The following is a 24,560-nucleotide window of genomic DNA, read 5'->3' on the forward strand; positions in this document are numbered from 1 at the left end:
AAGGCTTATTGGGGGAAAGGAAACCGCATGAATTTAGCAGATATTGTAAGGCCGCTGCTGCGGTGGTACGAAGAGAACCGCCGCAGCTTACCCTGGCGGGAGGAACCAACCCCTTACCGCGTGTGGATTTCGGAGATTATGCTTCAGCAGACGCGGGTGGAGGCGGTTAAGCCCTATTTCGAGCGGTTCCTTCGGGAACTGCCGGAGGTTGAGGCGCTGTCCAGCGCCCCGGAGGACCGCCTGCTAAAACTCTGGGAGGGGCTGGGGTATTACAGCCGGGTCAGGAATCTTCAAAAGGCTGCGAGAATTGTTGTGGAGCAGTACGGCGGAATCCTTCCCGGCGACCCGGGGGAATTGAGAAAACTGCCGGGCATCGGGGAGTACACCGCCGGGGCGATTTCTTCCATCGCGTTCGGAAGACCGGAGCCGGCCGTGGACGGCAATGTGCTGCGGGTGCTCGCGCGGCTGACCGCCGACGAACGGGATATCCGCGACCCGGCGGCGAAGCGCCTCGCGGCGGAAAACCTGCGCGGAATCTACCCCGCCGGGCGCAGCGGGGATTTTACACAGGCGCTGATGGAGCTTGGGGCGACGGTCTGCCTTCCGAACGGCGCGCCGCTGTGCGAACGCTGTCCGCTCTCCTCCTTATGCGAGGGGCTGAAAACGGGGCGGGCGGAGGCTCTGCCTACGGCTTCGCCGAAGCCCGCGCGCCGCAGGGAGGAGAAAACGGTGTTCCTGATTCTTTGCGGCGGAAAGGCGGCGCTGCAAAAACGCCCGGAAACCGGTCTTCTTGCCGGGATGTGGGAATTCCCCTGCGCGCCGGGGACCCTTTCGGAGGAGGAGGCCCGGCTTATTCTGAGCGGGTGGGGTGTTTCGGCACAGGGGATGGAGCCGCTGCCGGGTGCGAAACATGTTTTCACCCATGTGGAGTGGCAAATGAGCGGCTACCTTGTAAAATCGGAATTCATGACTAAAAATTTTTTCTGGGCGGATCGGGAAGATCTCGGTTCCCGCTGCGCCGTGCCGTCGGCTTATAAAAAGTTTTTAAAAATATTGCAGTCCCGGTGCGAACTGTGCTAGAATGTACCGGAATAATAGGTTCGCTGTTAAAAAAGGGAGAATCGCCGGATGGTGTTGTCAAAGGCCCGGAAGCAGTCCGTAATGCTGATGATCGGGAGCGCGCTGCTGTGGAGCATCGCGGGGGCGCTGATCAAGCTGCTTCCGTGGAATCCTTTTATCATTTCCGGCTTCCGCAGCCTGCTGGCGGCGGGAGTCATGTTTTTGTACATCAGGCACGCCGGAAACAAAATCCGCGTCAACCGCTATTCCATTCTCAGCTGTCTGACTCTTTGCGGGCTGATGTTTTCCTTTGTGGCGGCAAACAAGCTCACGACGGCGGCGAACGCGATTGTGCTGGAGTATTCGGCCCCCGCGTTCATCGTCGTGTTTTCTGCGCTGATTTTCAAACAGCGGTTTCACCCGGCCGATGTGCTCGCGGTCGCGGGAACGATGTTCGGCATCGCGCTGTTTTTTCTCGACCGGCTGACTGCAGGCGGCCTGCTCGGCAGCTGCATCGCGCTGTTTTCCGGCGTGCTGATGGCGCTGAATTTTATTGTTTCCGCCAGGGCGGACACCGACACCCGCATGAGCGGCATTCTGTTCGCGCACCTTGCGACGGCGGTGATCGGCGCGCCCGTGATCTTTTTTGATCCGCCCGTTTTTTCGGCGCAGTCACTTACCGCCATCCTGATTCTGGGAATTTTCCAGCTGGGGGTTCCCTACGTTCTGTACGGGTTGGCGCTGAAAAACTGCCCGCCCCTCGCGTGTTCGCTCATCGGCACGCTGGAACCGCTCCTGAACCCTATTTGGGTCTATCTGTTTTACGGGGAGGCCCCGGGCAGATACGCGCTGTTCGGCGGCGCGCTGGTTCTTATCTCGATTACCGGCTGGTGCGTGTGGCGCGATCGGTACGTCGCGGCGCACTCCGGAATATAAATATGTGATTCAATAGGAGGTCTGCGGACATGAAAACGAGGAAAATCGCTGTGATCGGCGCGGGGCATGTGGGATCCCACTGCGGATTCAGCCTGATCACACAGGGCGTCTGCGACGAGCTTGTGTATCTTGACACGGACAGGGACAAGGCCGTTTCTCAGGCAATGGACCTTGCGGACGCGACCGTTTATCTTCCGCACCACGTGAACGTACGCGCCGGCGATTACAATGATTTGGCGGACGCGGACATCGCCGTAATGGCCGCCGGCCCGCTGCCTGACGAGCACCAGACCAGAATGGACACGCTGGGCGCAACGATTAAAGAAATGAAAACCATCGTCGGCCCGATGAAGGAATCCGGATTTTCGGGAATCCTTGTCAGCATTTCGAATCCGGCGGACGTGATCGCGCATTATCTGCAGGAACGCACCGGCCTGCCCGCGAGGCATGTGATTTCCACCAGCACCACGCTGGATTCCGCGCGCCTGAGGCGGGTTCTTTCCGAGCGGACCGGAATCGACCAGAAATCCATTCACGCCTATGTGATGGGTGAGCACGGCGAATCGCAGATGGTGGCGTGGTCGAACGCGTCGGTCGCCGGGGTTCCCCTGACGGAGCTGATGAAAAAACATCCGGAGAGCTATGGAAAACTGGATCTGGACGAAATCGCGGCCGCGGCGAGAAAGGGCGGCTGGATCGTTCTTCACGGCAAGAAATCGACGGAGTTCGGCATCGGCACGGCGCTGACGGAAATCGTCAAGACCATTTTTCACGATGAGAAGAAGATCCTTCCCGTTTCCTGCCTGCTGGAAGGGCAGTACGGGCAGAGAAACGTTTACGCGAGCGTTCCGGCGGTGCTCGGCGCGGACGGCGCGGAGCGGATCGTTGAAATCGGCATGACGCAGGAGGAGCTGGAAAAATTCGGCGATTCGTGCGAAACAATGCGCAAGAACTTTAAAATCGCGATGGGACTGTAACGCGATTTTCCGGTACCGGACCCCGCCAAAAGCTGAAACGTCATAAGGAAGTACCGGAAAAATTTGGACTGTCTCAAGCCGGGAAATCTTATTAGCGAAACGATCCCCCTTGCAATCTGTTTATTCAGAGATGCAAGGGGGATTTGTTTCTATATAAAATGTGTTTTCCCTTAAGAAATTGTGCCGGAGGGCGAGCAGGCCGGTACTCTTTGATTCCGGCGGGCGTGCCGCTTATTGAGGAAGAATCCCGTTTTTTCTTTGGTCAACCGACCAACCTCCAAGGTCTAACCTGCTATGGGACTTTAATTTGTTCCAAAAACAATATTTATCATTGAAAAGCAGAAAAACAAATGATATGATACCAATAAAGAAAATTACAAGAGAAAATGCAATAATTTTAAGCTTACTAGCTGCATAAGTGGCTAGCAAGCCTCTTTTTTAAAAACATGAAAGGGACAAAATATGGAAAATCTTTTTTGGTTGCCTGCGATTTCAGTAATCGCGTTTGTCCTAAGAATATGTGCTTATCTTGTACTTATTGTTATTGGAATTAAGCTAATTAAAATATTTAATAGCCGTAATAAATTTTAGGAAATTACCTGCGCACGATGGCGATAATTTCTCGGGGTCTTCATCGCGGCCGTGATCCTTAGCGCAATCGGGGACCGAAAAGACCGTAAAACAGCCGCCGTAAACCCGGCGGCTACAGTTTATTGCAAATGTTGGATTCTCCATCAATTTCTTAAATTCCTCCAGCGCCGTCTTCCTGCTGGCGCACTGCTCCCGCCTCTTTCTTGTCTGCTCCGACCGCTCGTAAAAAGCTTCCTGCGTGATTTTCCCGTGCCTGATCCGCGAAAACCGCTTTTGCGGGTCTTTTTTCGTAAGGAATTTCCTGCTAAGGGGCTGTTGCAAAATGAATTTGCGATAGCAAATTGCACAACGGAATAGCCCTCAAAGCAAGAAAATGCGTCCTGAAACGGCTGACAAAGCCCGATCAAGGCGCATTTTTTGTGCATTATTTTTTATCAAAGCTGTTTTGCAACAGCCCCTTTTTCCTTTGGACCGCTTGTAAAACACATGGTGAGACGATATAATAAAGATATTATGCGAATCGTGTCGAATCACGGGAAAGGGGAATCGAAATGGCCAAGGTGATTTCAATTTCCAACCAAAAGGGCGGGGTCGGCAAAACGACGACGACCTGCGCCCTGGCCGCTGGATTAAAAAAAAGGGGCTACCGTGTTTTGGCAATCGACCTTGACCCGCAGGGGAATCTGGGGTTCAGCGTCGGGGCTGACGCCGAGACCAGCGCGTCGATTTACAACGTACTAAAGGGCGAGGTCAAAACTCAGTACGCGATTCAGAAAACCGACAGCATGGACATCATCATCTCCAGCATTCTGTTAAGCGGAATCGAGCTGGAATTTACCAACACGGGCCGCGAGTTCCTGCTCAAGGAGGCAATCCAGCCGATTCAGACCTTTTACGACTACATCCTGCTGGACACGCCCCCGAATCTGGGCATACTGACCATCAACGCGTTCACGGCGTCCGATCATATCGTTGTGCCGATGATTTCGGATATCTTCAGTCTTCAGGGCATCGCGCAGCTTTACGAAACCGTGGAACGCGTCAAAAAATACTGCAACCCGCACCTTTCCATCGCGGGAATCCTGCTGACCCGGTTTAATCCCCGCACCCGCCTGAGCCGCGAGGTGCGCGGCACCGCGGAGCTGATTGCGAACGACCTGAAAATCAGCATGTTTGAAAACACGATTCGCAGCAGCGTTTCGGCCAGCGAGGCGCAGTCGCTTCAGCAGAACGTGTTCGATTACGACCCCCGCAGCCATATCGCGCAGGATTATGGGAAATTTATCGACGAACTGCTGGCAAAGGGGGTGTGACGGCGCATGCCGAGGTCGAAAAAAGAGATCGACAAGGAACTGATGTACAAAAAGCTGATGCCGTCCCAGTCGAAACAGCAGAATCCCGCGGAGGAAGCCGGTGCGGTCAACGAAGCAGCGGCGGCGCCGCAGTCCGATTTCAGCGCGCCGCCCCAACGGGAGCCCGCCGCACACCGGGAGCCGGAGCCGCATAAGGTCAGCGTTCCGTCGCTTGACAGCCGCCGCACGGAGGTCGTCAACGTCATGGAGGAAGTCGTTCTGGAGAAGCTGGATTCGGTTCTGGCTCGGTTTCAGTGCTGCCGCTGCGACCGCTGCAAGAAAGACATCGTCGCGCTGGCGCTGAACAAGCTGCCGCCGAAATACAGGGTCGTTTCCGACGGGCAGATCACGCCGGACCTTGACGCGCAGACCAACGCGCAGGTTGTCACCGCGATGATTCAGGCCGTCATCAGGGTGCGCGCGAAGCCAAGACACTGACAAAATCGGAATTTTCGCCCCCGCCTGCATTTGCCGCGGCCGGGGGTATCATAATAGTGCTAGTTAAAATTGCGAATGGGGGTTTTGCAATGCTGAACGAAATAGAAAAACAGGCCCGCGCGGCCGTGACGGAATTTTTGGATCAGGTGACGGTGAAGCCGGGGCGGATTTTGGTGATCGGCTGTTCTTCCAGCGAAATCTGCGGGAAGCGGATCGGCTCCGGCTCCAGCGAGGAAACGGCGAACGCGGTGTTCGGCGCGATCTATCCCGTTTTAAAGGAAAAGGGAATTTTCCTCGCGGCCCAGTGCTGCGAGCACCTGAACCGGGCGATCATTCTGGAGGAAGCGGCGGCGGAGCAGTACGGTTTGCCAATCGTGAACGCGGTGCCGCAGCCGAAGGCGGGCGGTTCGTTCGCGACGGCGGCCTACCGCGCGTTCGAGCATCCGGTCGCGGTGGAACGTGTACAGGCTCACGCCGGAATGGACATCGGCGACACGCTGATCGGCATGCACCTGCGCCCGGTGGCGGTTCCGGTGCGGCTGAGCGTCAAAAAGATCGGCGAGGCAAACCTGGTCTGCGCCAGAACAAGGCCGAAATATATCGGCGGCGAGCGGGCGCATTACGACCCGGAGCTTGGATAACGGAGAAAAACAGCGCCCCGGCACAAGAAAAATGTGCCGGGGCGGTTTTTTATATTATCCCCGGGAACAGCCGCCAGGTGTGCTGTTTGTAGGCTTCGAATTCTTCGCCGAACTGGTCGGACAGCGCCCTTTCCTCCTTGCGGATACGCAGGCCGTAGCAGACGGCGCAGAGGATGAGCACCGGAACCGGCGCGAACACGCTGCGCAGGCAGAGCGCGATGCCGAGCAGGCTGAGGATGCTGCCCGTATAAGCGGGGTTCCGAATCAGTCGGTAAGGGCCTTTCGTGATTAAATGCTGGTCGTCGGTGGTCTGGACGTTCAGCGTGAACGCGCGTTTCAAAGTCCACACGGAAACGCACCGCAAAAGGATTCCGCCGACCAGGAAAGCCATGCCGACAAAATAGAACGCGTGGGGCAGAAGCAGGCTTTGCACAGTGGGGGAAACCCCTTTGCTTCGCAGGCCGAAACTGACGACAATGCCGCCCCACCACGCGAAAATAATCAGCCATAGGGTGGCATCCCGGCGTTCGGGACGCTCGTCGTGCCGTGCCCAGCGGCTGGAGGTGAACAGCCAGATCAGCGCTTCCGAACAGCACAGCAGGCCGAAAGCCGAATTGAACCAGAAATATTCGGCGGCACTGATAAATTTAGACGGGTCGCCCATGATTCATTCCCCCTTATCGCTTGACTTCCACACGGCGGACCAGCAGGAAGGTCAGGGCGGCAAGAAACGCGGCGAGAATCATGTGGGTCGCAAAATCGGCGGCCGGGTTCATCGCGCAGTTCATCCACCAGCGAAAGGCTTCGGCGAGGGCGGCGGAAATGCGGCCGCCGGTGAAGGTTTGGTCAAATATGGGGAGACCGATCAGCAAAACGATGGGAACCCCGAAGGAGAACACAAACTTCTGGGTGCGGGTTAACCGATAGTAGAAGGTCGTAATCAGCAGGCCGAGCAGTGCGGCGACAAAATAGAGACAGAAACACCACAGAAGGTTTTTCAGCAGAAAGGCGGGGCTTCTCACGGCCGGGTTCCCAAGGGCCGGCCACACCCGGTTGAATTTAAGGTTGACGCCCGTCGGCATCAGACTTTGGCTGTAAACCGACCGGTAATTCATGAACAGCGAGAAAACAAACATGTTGAACGTGTCGATCAGCGCCGTGCACGCGGCGGCGATTCCCAGCGACGAAACGATCCCGGCGAACATGCGGCGGCGGGAAACGCCGTTTGCCGAGTAGAAGAGAAAAAATTCACGGAACGAATTCAGCCCGAGGATAAAAATCGTGATGACCGTCGCGGTTTCCAGACCGGAGGTGGTCAGCTGCTGTCTGTCTTCGCTGAACAGTTCGTAAAAAACGTTGAGCGCCACAATGCAGTATACCACCAGATACATGATGCGGAAAACGCGGATGCCGGTCCGGCACTGCATGCGGATGATCGGTTTCAGATTCATTTCTGGTTCTCCTTCCGGCGGCCCGTCAGCTCGATAAACAGCTTTTGAAGGTCGATTTTTTCCGAAATCAGGTCTCCTCCGAGCGCGCCGGGGTCCGGCCTGCCGCGCAGGTAAACGGTTTTCAGGCCGCCGAGCAGCTCAGAGCTGATGACCGTGCGCCCCTCGGCGTACCGGTCGGCGGCCTGAGCCGGGCCCTTTATCAGGTACGAATCTTCCAAAAGCGTTTCCACATCCTCATTGAGGATCAGCTTTCCCCTCCGGAGCATGACCGCGCGGTCAATCAGTTTGGCCGCCTCTTCAATCAGGTGGGTGGAAAAAACGATCAGCCGGGGATTTTCCGAAAAATTCTGGATCAGCTCGCGGTAAAACAGCTCGCGGTTTCCGGCGTCCAGCCCCAGAACCGGTTCGTCCAGCAGCAGGATCGGCGCGCCGCTCGCCAGCGCGGTGATGATTTTCAGAATGGTTCCGTATCCGGTGGAAAGCTTATTGTTCTTCGCGTTCAGGTCCAACTCGAATTTTTCACTGAGGTTGAGTGCATAAGGCAGGTCAAAACGGGGATAGAATTCAGAAGTAAAGCGAAAGATTTCCCGGACGCGCAGACCTTCGGGAAAGTAGTTCGCCTCGCTCATACAGTAGATTTTGCCGAGCGCGCGGTCGTTTTCCAAAACCGGTTCCCCGTCGACCAGGATTTCCCCCTGCGTCGGAAGGAGCCGGCCCGCAATGAGATTCAGCAGGGTGCTTTTCCCCGCGCCGTTTCGCCCCAGCAGTCCGTAAATATGGCGGTCCTCCAGCGTAAGGCCGACGCGGTCCAGCGCCGCCGCGCCCTTGAAACGCTTCGTCACGCCCTTCAGTTCAATTCCCATCGTTAAATCCTCTTTTCGTCAGTTCGGCGGTTTCCTCCGGCCCAAGACCCAGCTTTTCGGCTTCCCGAACCATCGGAAGCACAAAGGCGCGGTAAAAGGATTGCTTGCGCTTTTCCAGAATCTTTTGCTTTGCGCCGGGGGCTACAAACATGCCGATTCCCCTTCGTTTATAGACAATGGATTCTTCCACCAGCAGATTGATTCCTTTTAATGCCGTGGCGGGGTTGATTTTATAGCTGACGGATATTTCCGTCGTGGAGGGAATCTGTTCCTCCTCCCGAAAGGCCCCGCTCAGAACCGCGTCCTCCAGTTCTTCCGCGACCTGCTGGAAGATCGGTTTTTCATTTGTAAAACCGGGAGGCATCCTTCTCACCTCTTAACTAGTTAATTACTTATGTAACTAACTATAATGCAGTACTTTTCCATTGTCAAGAGTTTCTTTCCGATATTTTCCGGCGCCGCCCGGGAACCTTGTTTCCGGGCCGAAAGCATGCTATAATAAAAAATCAGCGGACGGGGCGGCGCGCCCTGCCGCCGAAAAATCACAGAGACAGGAAAAGGGGGCCTCGCCGGATGAAGGATGTGTTCCATTCCAACGGTTTTAAAATTCTGATTGTCACCGTGTTTGTCCTGTTCGGGGTCATGCTGGTCACGGCGGGTTCGGGCGGATCGTTCGCGGCGGACGCTTTCGGCTTTCTTTCCACGCCGATGGAACGCGTGAGCACACTGATTACAAATAACGCAACGGTGGCGGCGCAGTCCGTCACGCAGTCGAAAGATGAGCTTGAGGCGGAAAACGCTCGGCTGAAGCAGCAGGTGGACGAGCTGAACCGCAAGTTAATCAATTATTATACCTATCAGCAGGAAAACGCGCAGCTGCGCAAATTTTTGGAACTGAAAAACGACAACAAGGATTTTAAACCGGTATCCGCCGCGGTGATCGCGCGCGACCCGGCAAACCTGTTTTACCAGTTTACCATCGACCAGGGCACTCTGGCCGGAATCGCCGTATACGACCCCGTCATTACGGAAAGCGGCGTGGCGGGATGGGTCTCCTCCGTCAGCGCGAATTACAGCAGGGTGACCACCATCCTTTCGCCGGACACAAAAATCAGCGCGACGGACAAGGTCAACCGCGAAAGCGGCGTGGCCGGCACCGACGTCAAGCTCTCGGACCAGGGAATTGTGAAACTCGGGATGCTCTCCGCCGGCACGACCGTGAAGGCGGGGGACATTGTCGTGACAAACGGCCTCGGCGGAATTTACCCGAGGGACCTCGCGGTCGGAACGGTGAAGAGCGTGAAGAACGACCCTTACGACGTATCCCTTTACGCGGAGGTTACCCCGTTTGTCGACGTGAAAACCGTGCGCGACGTAATGGTCATCACGTCCTTTCAGGGGCAGGGTCAGGCTTTGGACGACAACACGAAGCCGGCCTCTTCTTCATCCGCCTCTTCCCAGGGAGGAAAATAAAATGAGCGCGATAACCAGGCTGAAAGCGATCCGCTATTTCGCTTATGCCATTGAGCTGCTGGCCCTGTTTGTGCTGCAGGAAACCCCCGGGCTGATTCCGGCGGTCTATACGGCGAGGCCGGTGCTGGTGCTTCCGGCGGTGCTCTCCATCGCGATGTTCGAAGGCGAAACCGCCGCCATGGGGTTCGGCATTGCGGGCGGCCTGCTGATCGATCTGGGGTACGGCAGCGCGCTGGGGTTTCACGCTCTGTTGCTGGCGGCGGGGTGTTACCTGATTTCGCTGGTGGCGGCCAATCTGTTCCGGACAAATTTTGTTTCCGCGCTTTTGCTTTCCGCCGCGGTCACGGCCGTGACGTTTCTGCTGCAGTGGCTGTTCTTTTTCGTACTGAGCGGATATGAACACGCCGTGTATGCCCTTTTGACCCATTACCTGCCGCTTTTCTGCTACACGCTGGCGGTTATGCCTCTTGCATACTATTTTAACCGCGCGCTTGCCCTGCAGATCCGTTCAAAGGAGGAATGACGGTGGAAGAAAAAGAAAACCACGGGCCGGGGGCGCCGGATTTTTGCAGGACTGCTGATTTTTGCCGTCCTTCTCGCTTACGCGCTGCGGCTGTTCAACTGGCAGATCGTCAACGGCGCGACCTTTCTGGAAAAAGCGGACAAATCCAGCTCTTATAGAGTGGATATGGACACAACCAGGGGAGAAATCCTGGATTCCGCCGGGAACGGCCTGGCGGTGAACCGTACCGGCTACGCCATAGTATTCGACAAGGCGTACCTGACGAAAGAAACGGAGAACCCGACCATTCTGACTTTGATCCGGCTGCTGGGGTCCAAAGGGGAAAAATGGGCGGACGAGCTGCCGATCGCCGTGAATTCCAAAGGGGAATATGAGTTTATTTCCGGCAGGGACAAGGACATCGCAACGCTGAAATCCAAGGATTTCCTGCATGTGGAATCCTACGCGACGGCGGCGCAGTGCATGCAGCATCTGATCGACCAGTACGACTGCGGCGGGTACTCGGCGAAGGATACGCGGGATATTGTGTCCGTGCGGTACAATATGACGAAATCGGGATTTTCCGTTTCAACGCCCTATGTCTTCGCACAGGACGTGAGCAAGGAAACGGTGCAGGTCATCAGCGAAAACTCCATGCGCCTGCCGGGTGTTCAGGCGAAGCTGACCACAAAGCGGGAATATCCGGACGGGACCCTGATGCCTCAGATCCTCGGAACCATCGGCTCCATTTCCGCCGAGGAGTGGAAAACGCTTCAGGACAAGGACTACGAGTACAACGACCGCATCGGAAAAAGCGGCATCGAGCAGGCGTTTGAAAGCGCTCTGCGCGGCAAATCCGGCGAAAAGGTCGTTGAAATGACCGGGCAGGGGAACGTCGCCTCCGAAACGGTGACCAGCTCGCCGCAGCCGGGCGAAACCGTGTACCTTACCATCGACAGCCGCCTGCAGAAGGTTTTGAACGCGTCGCTGGCCCAGAATATCAAGGCGACGCGCGAATACGGGAAAAAGCTCTGCGCAGAAAACTACAAGGGGTCGTCCAGCGGGCACGGCGAAGACTGCGTGGCCGGCGGCGCGGTGATTCTCCGTGTCAGCGACTTCGCGGTTCTGGCTGCGTCCACGTTCCCGACCTATGACGAGAACGAATATCTGACGGACACGAATTATTACAGCCAGCTTCTAAAGGATAAAAACTTACCGCTGATCAACCGGGCGTTCAACGGCATCTTCACGCCGGGCTCCGTTGTCAAGCCCTATGTGGCGCTGACCGCGCTGCAGGAAAAGTCGATCACGACCTCTACCCGGATCCTGGGCAACAGCGTGTATACCCGCTTTTCGGATGTGGGGCTGCCGCTTGGCAGCATCGGCAACTACGGGATGATCACCGCCAATTACGCGATCGAAAAATCCAGCAACTCATTTTTTTATGAGGTCGGTTACCGCACCGGCATCAGCGCGCTGAATCTTTACGCCCCGCGCTTCGGCCTCGGCGTGAAAACGGGGATCGAGCTGAGCGAAAGCGCCGGCGTCCTCGCCGGACCGGCCGAAAAGAGCGCCTCCGGCGGTTCGTGGTGGGACGCGGACACCGTCGAGGCGGCGGTGGGCCAGAGCGACAACCAGTTTACCCCGCTGCAGCTCGCGACCTATGCCGCAACGATCGCCAACAACGGCACGCGTTTAAAATCTCATGTTGTGGATAAAATAACCAATTATGCGAGAAGTCAGGTCATTTCCCAGACAAAGCCGCAAACGGTGGAAAATATCGGCGTCGACCAGTCCTACATCGATTACGTCAAAGCGGCCATGCGCAGCGTGGCGGCGGAGGGCACCGCGTCCTCCATGTTCCGCAACTACGGCGTTCCGCTCGCGGCGAAAACCGGAACGGCTGTTCTGACTCCCCATTCCGACAACGTCACCTTCATCGGGTTCGCGCCCTACGACAACCCACAGATCGCGGTTGCGGTCGTTCTGGAGCACGGTGCGACGAGCAAATACAGCCTGACCGTTGCAAAAGACGCGTTCGACGCGTATTTCTACGGAAAAACCGTCGATGCAAACGGAAATCTGGTCATGCCGTCCGCTTCCGATGCGGCGCAGAAGAACAGCTCCTCCGGTTCGCCGTCGTCCCGGACCTCCTCCCAGGGATAAAGAGAGGCGCGGGTGAAAATATTGTAAAAACAGACAGGCAAAATGCTTTACTCCTATAATTTGTTGTGGTAATATGATAACAATAGAGGTACCGGCTATGGATTCAGTAACAGTAATTACATCGGGAAAAGGCGGGGTCGGCAAATCGACGGTTACCGCGTCTCTGGGCGCCGCGCTCGCGGCGCGCGGCAGGCGCGTGCTGCTGATCGACTGCGACGCGGGGCTGGGGAGCCTTGACCATATGCTCGGCGTGCTGGACCACCGCGTGTTCGACATCGCGGACGTGGTCTCCGGCGCGGTGGAGCCGTCAAAGGCGGTTTACCCGAGCGCGATTGATCCGAATCTCTTTCTGCTTTCCGCCCCGGGGACGGAAGAGGACGTTGTCAGCCCGGAAGTGATGCGGCAGCTGGTCGGCGTTCTGTCACGGTATTACGACCATGTTCTCATCGACAGCCCGGCGGGAATCGGGCAGGGCTTTTTAAGCGCGGCGGCAGCGGCCAAAAGGGCGCTTGTCGTGGCCACGCCGGACCCGGTCTGCCTGCGGGCCGCGGCCCGCACCCGGCAAAGCCTGGAGGAGGCCGGGGTGCGGCAGCACAGGCTGGTGGTCAACCGCTTTTCCGGCGCGCGGTTCCGCGCGCAGAAGTGCTACCCCGACCTCGATTCCGTCATCGACGCGGCCGGCGTCAGGCTGATCGCGGTGATTCCCGAGGACCCGGCTTTGGCGGCGGCGACGTTTCAGTCCGGCCCCGCGCCGGAAACCTCGCCGGGGATGCTGGCGGTCGGCCGGCTTGCGGCGAGGCTGGAGGGCGAACAGGTGCCGCTTCCCGCGGTCAATCGATTCTGACTCTATTTGTTGATTTTTGGAGGATCAAATTGTATGAATATTGCTTTAATTGCCCACGACGCGAAAAAGGAGCTGATGGTTCAGTTCTGCATTGCGTACTGCGGCGTGCTGAGCCGTCATTCGCTCTGCGCCACGGGTACCACGGGAAAACTGGTATCGGAGGCTACCGGCCTTGAAATCCAACGCTTTCTGGGCGGGTCACAGGGCGGCGACCAGCAGATTGCCGCAAGAATCGCCTGCAACGAGGTGGACCTTCTTCTGTTTTTCCGCGATCCGCTGAACCCGAAGCCCCACGAGCCGAACGACATGAATCTGCTGCGTCTGTGCGATATGCACAACATCCCGGTCGCAACCAACATCGCGACGGCGGAGGTGCTCATTCACGGGCTGGAGCGCGGCGATCTGGACTGGCGCAACATTTTGAACCCAAAGGACTGATCCTGCGGCTGAGAACGGAAAGAGTACCCGAAGCCCCCGCACAGGGAGGACCCGCCGCGACTGAGAGCGGGTCCGCGACAGAGAGCTTCGGCGAAGACATCCGGGAGCCGTTTTCCGCCCCGGGGAGGGGCAGCCGAAAGGGGGGCCGCCTGCGGCCCCTGAAAAAGGGTGGCACCACGAGAGGAAACTCCCTCGTCCCTTTCCATTGGGACGGGGATTTTTTGTTATTTGCACATATTTTGAAGCGCGCCGCGGGCGGCGGGCGAAACCGGTTTTCAGACGGTACGGGCTGCGGCTTTCTCGAAAGCGCAAGGTAAAAATAGAAAAAGGAGTCGACTATGGAACTGATTAAAGCACAGAGAGGAACACAGGACATTCTTCCCGGAAACAGCGAACGCTGGCAGGCGGTCGAGGAGGTCATGCGGGACGAGGCCGCGGTAAACGGTATTTCGGAGATCCGTACCCCGGTATTTGAGGATACGCGGCTGTTTCAGCGTTCCGTCGGGGAAACTACCGACGTGGTTCAGAAAGAGATGTATACGTTCGAGGACAAGGGGGGCCGTTCCGTCACCCTGAAGCCGGAGGGAACCGCCGGGGCCGTGCGGTCTTATCTGGAACACGGCCTTTACAACAGCCCCGCTCCGCAGAAGTTTTATTACCTTACGCCCTGCTATCGCTATGAAAAAGCGCAGGCGGGCCGCCTGCGCGAGTTTCACCAGTTCGGCGTTGAACTGTTCGGCACTTCGCTGCCGCTGGCGGACGCCGGGCTGATCGCATTTGCAAACGGCCTGTTTGACCGCCTCTGCGTGAAAAACCTGAAGCTGAAGATCAATTCCATCGGCTGCCCGACCTGCCGCGCGGAATACACGAAAGCGCTGAAAACGTATTTCACCGAACGGAAGGACCGGCTTTGCGAAACCTGCCGCTCCCGCCTTGACCGGAACCCGATGCGGATTCTGGACTGCAAGGAGCCAGGCTGCGCCGAAGCGGCAAAGGGCGCGCCGCGCATTCTCGACTATCTGTGCGGCGACTGCAAGGCTCACTTTGAGGGCGTCAAGTCGGCGCTCGACTCCATTCAGATCGAGTATGAAATCGACCCGTCCATTGTCCGCGGGCTGGATTATTACACCCGCACGGTGTTCGAGTTTGTTTCCGCCGACCTCGGCGCGCAGAGCACGGTCTGCGGCGGCGGCCGCTACGACGGCCTTGTGGAGGAAATGGGCGGCAAACCGACTCCGGCGCTCGGGTTTGCCCTCGGCATCGAACGCCTGCTGATGATCATGGAGGCGCAGCAGGTTGAATTCCCGGAACCGCACCCCTGCGAGCTGTATATCGCCTCCATCGGCGAGGCGGCGCAGAAGCGGGCATTCCAAATGGCCTGCGGCCTGCGCGAATGCTCCATCGCCGCGGCCTGCGACGAGGTCGGCCGCAGCCTGAACGCCCAGATGAAATACGCGGACAAGCTCGGCGCGCAGTTTACTCTGGTGCTTGGCGACGACGAGCTGGAAAAGGGCCTTGGCGTTGTCAAAAACATGAAGACAGGCGAAAAAACAAAGGTCAACCTGAACAACGATATCGAAGGGCAGTTTGCCGCCATCAGCACGCGGGCGGAAGACGAAGAGGACCTCTCTTTTTAACGGAATCGGAGATGATTGCATGAAGGAATCAATTCTGGACGGGTTCCGCCTGACCGCGGCGGAGCGGGGTCTTACGGTTTACGGGATCCGCGTGGAGCGGAAAAACGGGGAGTCCGTCACGCACTTCTGGCGGTCGAGCGATCCGGTGAATCTGTATTCGGCCGCCAAGACCTTTACCTCGCTTGCCGTCGGTATGTGCGCGGAGGACGGAAGATTCGCGCTGACCGACCGGGTGCTGGACTTTTTCCCGGAATACCGGGAAATCGCCGCGCCCGGCAGCGAGGACATCACGCTGCGGGACCTGCTGCACATGGCCTCCGGCAAACCGCATTTCTGGTTCGGCGAGCTGGATGCACAGAAGCCGGAGCGCGACTGGGCGGAGCTTTTCTTCCGCGTGCCGGTGGAAAAAAAGCCGGGAACGGCGTTCTTTTACTCCAACGCGTGCTGCTATATGCTGGGGCGCGCGGTGGAAAAAGTGACCGGAAATAACGTGCGGGACTTTCTGGTACCGCGCCTGTTTACCCCGCTGGGGATCGAAAATCCGCAGTGGCACACCGACCCGCGGGGGCATACGCTCTGCGCCACCCAGCTTTTCCTGACCCTGGACGAATTCAGCCGCCTTGGGCGGCTCCTGCTTCACAACGGAATCCGGGAGGACAAGCGGCTGATTTCGGAAGAATACCTGAAAAAGATGTCCTGGGACACGATCAAAAGCGGATGGGACGGGTGTTCGGAACCGGAGTGCCTCGCCGGGTACGGGTACCAGGTCTGGCTCTGCACGGCGCCGGGTTCTTTCCGGGCGGACGGCAAGTATGGCCAGTTCAGCATTCTTCTGCCGGAGCGGGAAGCCGTGGTGACCATAACGGCGCACGAGGAAAAGCGCCCTTACTCGCTAATCAGGGCAGTTCTCCGGGAAATTGTGCCAAGACTGTAACAGGAGTATTTTTAAATCAATAGATTAAACGGAATGGGGAAATCAAAAATGCCGGAATCATTAACGGGCCTGAAACGAACCAACTACTGCGGGGAGCTGCGCGCGGCCGACTGCGGCAGGGAAGTGACCGTCTGCGGATGGGTGCAGCGCCAGCGCGACCTGGGGCAGCTGATTTTTATCGATTTAAGGGACCGTACCGGAATCGTTCAGCTCGCATTCGGCGACAAGACGGACCGCGAGGTGTTTCAAAAGGCCTTTGCCGCCCGCGCGGAGTTCGTTCTGGCGGCGCGCGGAACCGTGAGGGAGCGCTCTGCCAAGAACGCGGAGCTGCCGACGGGCGACATTGAAATCGAGGTCGAGGAGCTGCGCGTGCTTGCCAAAAGCGAGACCCCGCCGTTCGCCATTGAGGAAAAGACCGACGTCAAGGAGGATCTGCGCCTGAAATACCGCTATCTGGACCTGCGCCGCCCGGAGATGCAGAGAAAGATCATCGGCCGGCACCGCATCGTCAAGGCTGCGCGCGATTATTTTGACGAAAACGGCTTCCTCGAAATCGAGACGCCGAACCTGATCAAATCCACGCCGGAGGGCGCGCGCGACTATCTGGTTCCTTCCCGTATGTTCCCGGGCAGCTTTTTCGCGCTGCCTCAGTCGCCGCAGCTTTATAAGCAGCTTCTGATGCTTTCGGGCTACGACCGTTACATGCAGGTTGCCCGCTGCTTCCGCGACGAGGACCTGCGCGCCGACCGCCAGCCGGAATTTACGCAGATCGACTTTGAGATGTCGTTTGTTTCTCAGGACGACGTGATGGCGATCGCGGAGGGATTTATCAAGGACGTCTATCAAAAAGTATTGGGTCTTGAAATCCGGACTCCGCTGCGCCGCATGACCTGGCAGGAGGCGATGAACCGCTTCGGCTCCGACAAGCCTGATTTGCGCTTCGGCATGGAGTTGACAGACGTGAGCGAAGCCCTGAAAAACACGGAATTCCGCGTGTTCGCCGGTGCTCTGTCCGCGGGCGGCAGCGTGCGCGGCATCAATCTGAAGAGGCAGGCGGACGCTTTAAGCCGCAAGGAGATCGACAAGCTGGGAGAGTGGGTCAAATCCTACGGAGCAAAGGGCCTTGCGTGGACACGTCTTGCCTCCGGCGGGGAAACCTCCTCCTATGAAAAATTCCTCGCTCCGGAAGAAGCGGCGGCCGTTCGAAAGGCGCTGGGCGCCGAAGCGGGCGACGTGCTGTTCCTGGTCGCGAGCGGCGAAAACAAAGTTGTGTTCGATTCCCTCGGCGCGCTGCGCAAAGAGCTTGCCGGGCGGTTCGGACTGATCGACGACTCGAAGCCCTGTCTTCTTTGGGTGACGGACTTCCCGCTGTTCGAGTACAGCAAGGAAGAAAACCGCTTTGTCGCGATGCACCACCCGTTCACCATGCCGCGCGAGGAGGATCTCGGCAAGCTGGAGTCCGACCCCGGCAGCGTGCTGGCGATCGCCTACGATATGGTGCTCAACGGAAACGAGCTCGGCGGCGGCTCGGTCCGTATCAATCGGCCGGACATCCAGGAGAGAATGTTCCAGGCCCTCGGCTTTACCCCCGAGCAGGCGCAGGAGCGCTTCGGCTTTTTGATCGACGCGTTCCGCTACGGCGCGCCGCCGCACGCCGGCATGGCGTTCGGCCTGGACCGCCTGGTCATGCTGATGCTCGGCTGCGACAGCATCCGCGACGTTATCGCGTTCCCGAAGGTCGCTTCCTCCGCGGAGCTGATGAGCAGCGCCCCGACCGGAGTCGACCCGAAGCAGCTTGAAGAGCTGGGCATATCCTTGCTGAAAAAGGATTAAAAGAAAGACAGGCGGGCGGTTGGTGCCCGGCCCCTGTCCGGAGGAACCGCGGGGAAATCGGTTGGAGGATGAAATGAAAAAGAAACGGGTCAAATTATTAGCACGGATTCTTTTGATTGCGGTGATACCTTTTCTGGCGCTGCTGGTAAAAAACCGTTACGACTTCGGCGAATGGGACCCGCGGAGTCTGCCGAACCGGATCGGATGCTATGACCGGACCTATTACGTCGGCCCGTCCTCTCCGAGTCTGATGAACGGCGGTCAAAAGCCCGCCTGCGCGGTCAGCAATTCCGACAACCGGACGGGCAGGGAGCTGTTCACCTCGGAGCCGAAAGGCGATTTGCTGCCGGTCGTAATTTATTTAAAATTGTCCGACGGCAGATACCAGCAGTATATTTTGTCCGGCGGTCAGTAAAGACCGCTTCACACGGACACACAGGATCAAGTCGTGTCACGATTTTTAAGCTAGTCGGGGCTTTGCAACAACTTTCCGGACAAATTTAGCCAATCCGGGGAAGGGGATCCCCGTGTGATGAAGATCATAATGTAAAACAGTGTTTTTCAGACGCGGACGCCGCAGGCGCGCGTGCAGGCTCAGCCCGGCCGAAACCGGAATATTATTTCGCACGGGATATTCAACGGGAGTTTTTGAAGACTCTCCCGCCAAACCGGGCTGTCAATTCCGCTCCGCGCGAAACGGCGGGGCGTGCGTGCAGGCTCAGCCTGCCGGGAAAGGAGGCGCATGATGAACAAAATCAATTACAGAAAACAGATGCTGGATGTAATTGCGGGATTTGAGGGCAGGGTGCCGACGCTGCTGCTGCACGACTGCTGCGCCCCCTGCCTGAGCAGCGTGCTGGAACAGCTTGCTCCGCTGTTCCGGGTCACGGTGTTTTTCTACAACCCAAATATCCTGCCGGAGGACGAGTACCGGAAGCGCGTCGCGGAGGTCAAGCGCCTGCTTGACGAGCTGCCGCAGAAATACCCCGCGCAGTTTATCGAGGGGCGGTACAATGTCCGCCAGTTCCTGGAAATGGCGCGCGGAATGGAACAGGAGCCGGAGGGCGGGGAACGCTGCATGGGCTGCTACCGCCTGCGGCTCGCGGAAACCGCAAAATACGCCCGGGCGGGCGGCTATGACTTCTTTACGACGACGCTGACGGTCAGCCCGTATAAAAACGCCCGCAGGCTCAATGAGATCGGATTGGAGCTCGCTCAGAAATATGAGGTGCCGTTTCTGCCGTCCGATTTTAAGAAAAACGGCGGGTATCAGCGGTCGATCGAGCTTTCCCGCACCTACGGGCTGTACCGGCAGGATTTCTGCGGATGTCCGTTTTCCAAGGAAGCCGCACGCCTCAAACGTGCGGAGCGCGGGGGAGGGTATGAGACGTGAAGAAGAAAAAGAAACGGGAAAAAAGAAGCCGGCAGGAGGAACCGGTCCGCATTCAGCCGGAAATTCCCCCGGCGCCTCAGCCGGAGGACGACGCCCCGCTGAGAGACGCCGTTTCGCTGGTCGGCGGCAAATGGAAGCTGCGCATCCTCTGGGCGCTGCGCTCCGGCGAACCGGCCCGCTACGGGGAGATCCGGCAGCGGATTCCCGGCATCACGGATATGATGCTGAGCCAGAGCCTGCGGGAGCTGACGGCGGACGGCCTGATTGAACGGCGGCAGTATCAGGAGATTCCGCCCCGCGTGGAGTATGCCGCGGCCGGCTGCGCCGCGGGGCTTTACCCGGCGCTGGAGCTGTTCTGCGACTGGGTGAAGAAACAAAAGAAAGGCGGTTAGCGGATGGAACGGAAAACCAGAATGATCCCTTATACGGCGAATGAGGAACGGTATGAAAAAATGGAGTATCGCCGGTGCGGAGAAAGCGGACTGAAGCTCAGCGCGGTGTCGCTCGGCTTCTGGCATAATTTCGGAACCTACGACTGCTACGAGACAAACCGGGCGGTGATGCGCCGGGCGTTTGACCTCGGAGTGACGGTGTTCGACCTTGCGAACAATTACGGTCCGCCCGCCGGCTCGGCGGAGGAGACCTTCGGCCGGCTGATGCGGGAGGATTTCTCACCCTACCGCGATGAGATGGTGATTACCACGAAGGCGGGCTACTCAATGTGGCCCGGCCCTTACGGGGATTTCGGCTCGCGGAAATACCTGCTTGCCAGTCTGGACCAGAGCCTCAGGCGGATGGGCCTTGATTACGTCGATATTTTCTATCATCACCGCATGGATCCGGACACGCCGCTGGAGGAAAGCATGGGCGCGCTGGCGCAGGCGGTCAAAAGCGGAAAGGCTTTGTACGCGGGCATTTCGAATTACAGCCCGGAAGCGGCGAAGCGGGCTGCCGCCCTGCTGCGTGAAATGGGTGTGCACTGCCTGATCTGCCAGTCGCGTTACAGTATGCTCGACCGGCAAATCGAAACGGACGGCCTGTTTGACGCGGCGAAAAGAGCGGGAATGGGCCTGACCGCGTTCAGCCCGCTCGCGCAGGGACTTCTGACCGGAAAATACAACGACGGCATTCCGCAGGGTTCCCGTGCTTCCGGAAAATCGCCGTTTCTGACGAAGGACGGGATTACTCCGGATGTAATCGAAAAGGTGCGCAAAATCGGCGCGCTTGCGAAACGGCGCGGACAAACCACCGCGCAGCTTGCGCTCGCGTGGATCCTGCGGCAGGAAACCATGGCCAGCGTGCTGATCGGCGCGAGCAGCGTCGCCCAGCTGGAGGAGAACGTCGGCGCCGTCAACCGCCTGACGTTCCGTGACGAGGAGCTGGCGGAAATCGAAAAGATTCTGAAATAGCACGGATTTGAATCAGACGCGAGGGCCTTTCCGTTTCGGGAAGGCCCTTTATAACGGGCGGCTTGGTTCCTGACCTCGCCACCTGGAACGGCGAGCTGTACCGTACGGCGGACGGAGGGAAGCACTGGAGCAAAACCGGAACAATCAAAAGCGTCCGTCCAGCCCCGGAAGGACTTAACTCCTCGGCGTACGGCGGCGGAGACAGCGTGATTTCCGGTCGGCGCGAGCTGCTCCGCGTCTCCGGCGACAAAACCGACTGGAAAAGCCCGGTTTCCGCTTTGAAGAGCGCGGGGGCCGTTGCCGCCGCGCTGCTGCCCGAAGGAAAGAGGATGATTCTGACGGCAGAATCGTCCGGCGCCGGCGCCTCTGAACTGCTGACAACATCCGACGCGGGCAAAACATGGAACCCGCACCCTTTGGAAGGAGTTGCGCAGGACGCTTTTGATACCCTGCGGGATTCTTGTCCCATGCAGGTTGCGGACGGGGGCACGGCTGGATTCTGGCCGCGCACGGACTGCTTTCGACGGCGGACGGCGGCAGAAGCCGGACCTGGCGCTGATTCCGTGCTGGAAGACGGCGGACTGTACGTATGGGGGTGAGTTAAAAAATAAACACAATATATTGTGTTTGCGTCCTTGACAATCCCGGAAAAAACAAGTATAATTCTTATTACACTCGTCCGTCGGATGGCGATATTTGCCGACGGAGAAGAACCGGAAAGGATGAAGTTGAAATGGCGACACGAATTCAAAAAAGGAACGGCTCGGTTGTTCCGTTTGATGAAAAGAAGATTCGCAGCGCGATTGAGAAGGCAAACAGGGCGGTGGAAACCGAGAAGATGTCCAGGGCGGAGCTGGACCGCCTGACGGCGGAGATCGCCGCGCGGTTCGGCGGGGACGCTGTGCCTACGGTGGAGCAGGTTCAGGACGCCGTTGAGGAAAAGCTGATTGCAAAGGATTTTGCGAAGACCGCCAAAGCCTATATCCTGTACCGCGCGGAGCACGCGAAGATCCGCCAGGCCGAAGGCGATTTGATGGACATTTACCGTCAGCTGACCTTCCGCGACGCGAAGGACATCGACCTGAAGCGGGAAAACGCCAATATCGACGCGGACACCGCAATGGGAACCATGCTGAAATACGGGTCGGAGGGTTCCAAGTACTTTATCAACAACTACATTCTTCCGAAGGACATCGCCGCGGCGCATTTAAGCGGAGACATCCATATCCACGACGAAGATTTTTATATGCTGACCGAGACCTGCTGCCAGATCGACCTTTTAAAGCTGTTTCACGGCGGATTCTGCACGGGGCACGGGACGCTTCGCGAGCCGAACGACATCAGCTCTTACGCGGCGCTCGCCTGTATCGCGATTCAGGCCAACCAGAACGAAATGCACGGCGGGCAGAGCGTTCCGAACTTTGATTATTCCATGGCGCCGGGCGTTGCGAAAACCTTTCGCCGCCACTATTTTCAGGAGCTTTCCCGTTATTTTCAGGTGGCCCACTCCATGCCGGCCGCCGATGCCGACGCAATGATCGACACGGTGCGCGGTTCCGTCGGCGATGATGTCACCATGGGCGGAGCGGACGGTTACGGCATTCGTTTCGTTCAGTTCCTGCCCGGTCATCAGCGCGCGGGCGGCTATGAGGAGGTTTCGGAGCAGGAGGCCGCGAAAGCGCATCAGTACGCGGTAGAAACGGCGACCCGGAATACGGACCGGGCCACATACCAGTCGATGGAGGCGCTCATCCACAACCTGAACACCATGAATTCCCGCGCGGGCGCGCAGGTTCCGTTCAGCTCGCTGAACTACGGCACAGACACGTCTCCCGAGGGCCGCATGGTGATGAAAAACCTGCTGCTTGCCACAAAGGCGGGCCTCGGCGGGGGCGAGACCCCGATTTTCCCCGTCCAGATTTTCAAAGTCAAGGAGGGCGTCAACTACAATCCGGGCGACCCGAACTACGACCTGTTCCAGCTGTCCGTCCGGGTCAGCGCGAAGCGACTGTTCCCGAATTTCAGCTTTCTTGACGCGCCGTTCAACCTGCAGTACTACAAGCCGGGCGACTATAACACGGAGGTCGCTTATATGGGCTGCCGCACGCGCGTGATGGGAAACGTTTACGATCCTGACCGCGAAGTCACCTGCGGCCGCGGCAACCTGAGCTTTACCTCGATCAATCTTCCGCGCATCGGCATCGAGGCGCACGGAGACGTGGCGAAATTCTATGAAATCCTGGATAAACGGATCGATCTCGTAATCCGCCAGCTGCTGCACCGCTTTCAAATCCAGTGCTCCAAAAAGGTTTACAACTATCCGTTCCTGATGGGTCAGGGCGTCTGGATCGACAGCGAGAAGCTCGACTGGGAGGACAGCATTGAAGAGGTCATCAAGCACGGCACGCTCAGCGTCGGGTTTATCGGCCTTGCGGAAACGCTCAAGGCGCTGACCGGCAAGCACCACGGCGAAAGCCCGGAAAGCCAGAAGCTTGGCCTTGAAATTATCGGCCACATGAGAAAGCGGGTCGACGACGAATCGCAGAAAACCGGCCTCAATTTTTCCCTTGTCGCTACCCCCGCGGAGGGCCTTTCGGGACGCTTTGTGCGCATCGACCAGAAAAAGTACGGTAAAATCCCCGGCGTGACCGACCGGGAATACTACACGAACTCATTCCACGTCCCCGTCTATTTCCCCATCCGCGCGTTCGAAAAGATCAAGCTGGAAGCCCCGTACCATGAGCTGACAAACGGCGGGCACATCAGCTATGTGGAGCTGGACGGCGACACGACGAAAAATCCGGAAGCGTTCGAGGCGATTATCCGCTGCATGAAGGAAAACGGCGTCGGCTACGGTTCCGTCAACCATCCGGTGGACCGCGACCCGGTCTGCGGCTATAACGGAATCATCGACAACGAGTGCCCTCACTGCCACCGCACGGAGGACGACGGGCCGAAATTCGAGCGCATCCGCCGGATCACCGGCTATCTGGTGGGAACGCTGGACCGGTTCAACGACGCAAAGCGCGCCGAGGAAAGGGACCGGGTCAAGCATGGAATCTGAGCTGAGGGTTTGCGGAATCGAGACGGAGTCCATTGTGGACGGAAAGGGCATCCGGTTCGTCGTTTTCGTGCAGGGCTGTCCGCATCACTGCCCGGGGTGCCACAATCCGCAGTCTCATCCGTTTGAGGGCGGAACGGTTTGGAGCATTCACGATCTTTTCGAAAAAATCCGTGAAAATCCGCTGCTGAAGGGCGTTACTTTCAGCGGCGGAGAGCCTTTCTGCCAGCCCGGGCCGCTCACGGAACTGGCCCGGCTGGTGCATTCCGCCGGACTGGACGTGACGACCTACACCGGCTATTTGTACGAGAATCTGGTTGCGATGCAGAGGCCTGAAATCGACGCGCTGCTGGAGCAGACCGACCTTTTGGTGGACGGGCCGTTTCTGCGGGAAGAGAAGGACCTGACGCTGCGTTTTCGGGGAAGCCGGAACCAGCGGGTTATCAACATGGCTGAGACCAGACGCAGGCGGATCATTGTTTTAGAGAAATTAGAGGAAGACGATTAATTCATATTATTCATTTTAAAGAATACAAGATATATAGTCACTAAACTTGATCTT

General features: G+C 58.0%; 26 protein-coding genes. 22 read left to right on the top strand and 4 right to left on the bottom strand.

Annotation, left to right across the window (positions count from 1 at the left end; genetic code table 11):
- The first annotated feature begins 27 nt into the window (after window positions 1-27).
- The 6 genes from mutY to HCR03_RS13185 all read left to right on the top strand — a co-directional run bounded on the left by mutY (window position 28) and on the right by HCR03_RS13185 (window position 5,994).
- The gene (gene mutY / locus HCR03_RS13160) at window positions 28-1,080 is read left to right on the top strand and encodes an A/G-specific adenine glycosylase (protein WP_187034613.1); all 1,053 of its coding nucleotides are present in this window, start codon (window positions 28-30) and stop codon (window positions 1,078-1,080) included.
- A gap of 48 nt (window positions 1,081-1,128) precedes the next feature.
- Entirely contained in the window at window positions 1,129-1,995 is an 867-nt protein-coding gene (locus HCR03_RS13165; protein ID WP_187034615.1) for a DMT family transporter, read from the top strand.
- Window positions 1,996-2,024: 29 nt separating this feature from the next.
- Complete coding sequence (locus HCR03_RS13170) at window positions 2,025-2,972, top strand: L-lactate dehydrogenase (RefSeq protein ID WP_156991065.1); 948 nt, start codon at window positions 2,025-2,027, stop codon at window positions 2,970-2,972.
- A gap of 1,142 nt (window positions 2,973-4,114) precedes the next feature.
- A complete protein-coding gene (locus HCR03_RS13175; RefSeq protein WP_187034617.1) occupies window positions 4,115-4,876 on the top strand; it encodes a ParA family protein in 762 nt (253 codons plus the stop codon).
- Between the two features lie 6 nt (window positions 4,877-4,882).
- Complete coding sequence (locus HCR03_RS13180) at window positions 4,883-5,353, top strand: late competence development ComFB family protein (RefSeq protein WP_187034619.1); 471 nt, start codon at window positions 4,883-4,885, stop codon at window positions 5,351-5,353.
- Between the two features lie 89 nt (window positions 5,354-5,442).
- Window positions 5,443-5,994 (top strand): TIGR01440 family protein, encoded by a 552-nt coding sequence (locus HCR03_RS13185; protein ID WP_187034621.1) that lies wholly within the window; start codon window positions 5,443-5,445, stop codon window positions 5,992-5,994.
- Window positions 5,995-6,043: 49 nt separating this feature from the next.
- On the opposite strand, the gene HCR03_RS13190 is transcribed toward HCR03_RS13185, so the two are convergent.
- The 4 genes from HCR03_RS13190 to HCR03_RS13205 are packed head-to-tail and all read right to left on the bottom strand — an operon-like array spanning window position 6,044 to window position 8,672.
- Complete coding sequence (locus tag HCR03_RS13190; protein WP_187034623.1) at window positions 6,044-6,658, bottom strand: methyltransferase family protein; 615 nt, start codon at window positions 6,656-6,658, stop codon at window positions 6,044-6,046.
- 13 nt (window positions 6,659-6,671) lie between these two features.
- The gene (locus tag HCR03_RS13195) at window positions 6,672-7,445 is read right to left on the bottom strand and encodes a hypothetical protein (RefSeq protein WP_187034625.1); all 774 of its coding nucleotides are present in this window, start codon (window positions 7,443-7,445) and stop codon (window positions 6,672-6,674) included.
- Complete coding sequence (locus HCR03_RS13200) at window positions 7,442-8,308, bottom strand: ABC transporter ATP-binding protein (RefSeq protein ID WP_187034627.1); 867 nt, start codon at window positions 8,306-8,308, stop codon at window positions 7,442-7,444. The genes HCR03_RS13195 and HCR03_RS13200 overlap by 4 nt, the downstream gene beginning before the upstream one ends.
- A complete protein-coding gene (locus HCR03_RS13205) occupies window positions 8,298-8,672 on the bottom strand; it encodes a GntR family transcriptional regulator (RefSeq protein ID WP_066646652.1) in 375 nt (124 codons plus the stop codon). The genes HCR03_RS13200 and HCR03_RS13205 overlap by 11 nt, the downstream gene beginning before the upstream one ends.
- A gap of 209 nt (window positions 8,673-8,881) precedes the next feature.
- On the opposite strand from HCR03_RS13205, the gene mreC reads away from it, so the two are divergent.
- The 16 genes from mreC to nrdG all read left to right on the top strand — a co-directional run bounded on the left by mreC (window position 8,882) and on the right by nrdG (window position 24,506).
- Window positions 8,882-9,781: a rod shape-determining protein MreC gene (gene mreC / locus HCR03_RS13210; protein WP_066646648.1), complete on the top strand. Its 900-nt coding sequence runs from the start codon at window positions 8,882-8,884 to the stop codon at window positions 9,779-9,781.
- A gap of 1 nt (window position 9,782) precedes the next feature.
- Window positions 9,783-10,304 (top strand): rod shape-determining protein MreD, encoded by a 522-nt coding sequence (mreD, locus tag HCR03_RS13215; RefSeq protein ID WP_187034629.1) that lies wholly within the window; start codon window positions 9,783-9,785, stop codon window positions 10,302-10,304.
- A gap of 2 nt (window positions 10,305-10,306) precedes the next feature.
- Window positions 10,307-10,462, top strand: coding sequence for a hypothetical protein (locus tag HCR03_RS13220; protein ID WP_187034630.1), 156 nt, complete (start codon window positions 10,307-10,309; stop codon window positions 10,460-10,462).
- Window positions 10,463-10,469: 7 nt separating this feature from the next.
- The gene (locus HCR03_RS13225) at window positions 10,470-12,449 is read left to right on the top strand and encodes a penicillin-binding transpeptidase domain-containing protein (RefSeq protein ID WP_187034633.1); all 1,980 of its coding nucleotides are present in this window, start codon (window positions 10,470-10,472) and stop codon (window positions 12,447-12,449) included.
- 97 nt (window positions 12,450-12,546) lie between these two features.
- Window positions 12,547-13,293: a nucleotide-binding protein gene (locus HCR03_RS13230; RefSeq protein ID WP_066646637.1), complete on the top strand. Its 747-nt coding sequence runs from the start codon at window positions 12,547-12,549 to the stop codon at window positions 13,291-13,293.
- 33 nt (window positions 13,294-13,326) lie between these two features.
- Window positions 13,327-13,731 carry a methylglyoxal synthase gene (locus HCR03_RS13235; RefSeq protein WP_066646634.1) on the top strand — a complete coding sequence of 135 codons (405 nt, stop codon included), beginning with the start codon at window positions 13,327-13,329 and terminating at the stop codon, window positions 13,729-13,731.
- 338 nt (window positions 13,732-14,069) lie between these two features.
- Window positions 14,070-15,368 (top strand): histidine--tRNA ligase, encoded by a 1,299-nt coding sequence (gene hisS, locus HCR03_RS13240; RefSeq protein WP_187034635.1) that lies wholly within the window; start codon window positions 14,070-14,072, stop codon window positions 15,366-15,368.
- Between the two features lie 19 nt (window positions 15,369-15,387).
- Window positions 15,388-16,302 carry a serine hydrolase domain-containing protein gene (locus HCR03_RS13245; RefSeq protein WP_187034637.1) on the top strand — a complete coding sequence of 305 codons (915 nt, stop codon included), beginning with the start codon at window positions 15,388-15,390 and terminating at the stop codon, window positions 16,300-16,302.
- Between the two features lie 48 nt (window positions 16,303-16,350).
- Window positions 16,351-18,135, top strand: coding sequence for an aspartate--tRNA ligase (aspS, locus tag HCR03_RS13250; protein ID WP_187034639.1), 1,785 nt, complete (start codon window positions 16,351-16,353; stop codon window positions 18,133-18,135).
- Window positions 18,136-18,208: 73 nt separating this feature from the next.
- Entirely contained in the window at window positions 18,209-18,550 is a 342-nt protein-coding gene (locus HCR03_RS13255; protein WP_187034641.1) for a hypothetical protein, read from the top strand.
- A gap of 327 nt (window positions 18,551-18,877) precedes the next feature.
- Entirely contained in the window at window positions 18,878-19,528 is a 651-nt protein-coding gene (locus tag HCR03_RS13260; RefSeq protein WP_330601008.1) for an epoxyqueuosine reductase QueH, read from the top strand.
- A complete protein-coding gene (locus HCR03_RS13265) occupies window positions 19,525-19,920 on the top strand; it encodes a winged helix-turn-helix transcriptional regulator (protein WP_187034643.1) in 396 nt (131 codons plus the stop codon). The genes HCR03_RS13260 and HCR03_RS13265 overlap by 4 nt, the downstream gene beginning before the upstream one ends.
- A gap of 3 nt (window positions 19,921-19,923) precedes the next feature.
- On the top strand, window positions 19,924-20,937 hold the full coding sequence (gene mgrA, locus HCR03_RS13270) for an L-glyceraldehyde 3-phosphate reductase (RefSeq protein ID WP_276529910.1): 1,014 nt from the start codon (window positions 19,924-19,926) through the stop codon (window positions 20,935-20,937).
- Window positions 20,938-20,999: 62 nt separating this feature from the next.
- Window positions 21,000-21,536 (top strand): hypothetical protein, encoded by a 537-nt coding sequence (locus HCR03_RS13275; RefSeq protein ID WP_187034645.1) that lies wholly within the window; start codon window positions 21,000-21,002, stop codon window positions 21,534-21,536.
- Between the two features lie 134 nt (window positions 21,537-21,670).
- Window positions 21,671-24,001, top strand: a complete 2,331-nt coding sequence (locus HCR03_RS13280) for an anaerobic ribonucleoside triphosphate reductase (RefSeq protein ID WP_187034647.1) — start codon at window positions 21,671-21,673, stop codon at window positions 23,999-24,001.
- Window positions 23,991-24,506, top strand: coding sequence for an anaerobic ribonucleoside-triphosphate reductase activating protein (nrdG, locus tag HCR03_RS13285; protein ID WP_066646611.1), 516 nt, complete (start codon window positions 23,991-23,993; stop codon window positions 24,504-24,506). The genes HCR03_RS13280 and nrdG overlap by 11 nt, the downstream gene beginning before the upstream one ends.
- Window positions 24,507-24,560: the final 54 nt, after the last annotated feature.

This window comes from Caproicibacter fermentans, from assembly GCF_014303955.1.
Lineage (GTDB): Bacteria > Bacillota > Clostridia > Oscillospirales > Acutalibacteraceae > Caproicibacter > Caproicibacter fermentans.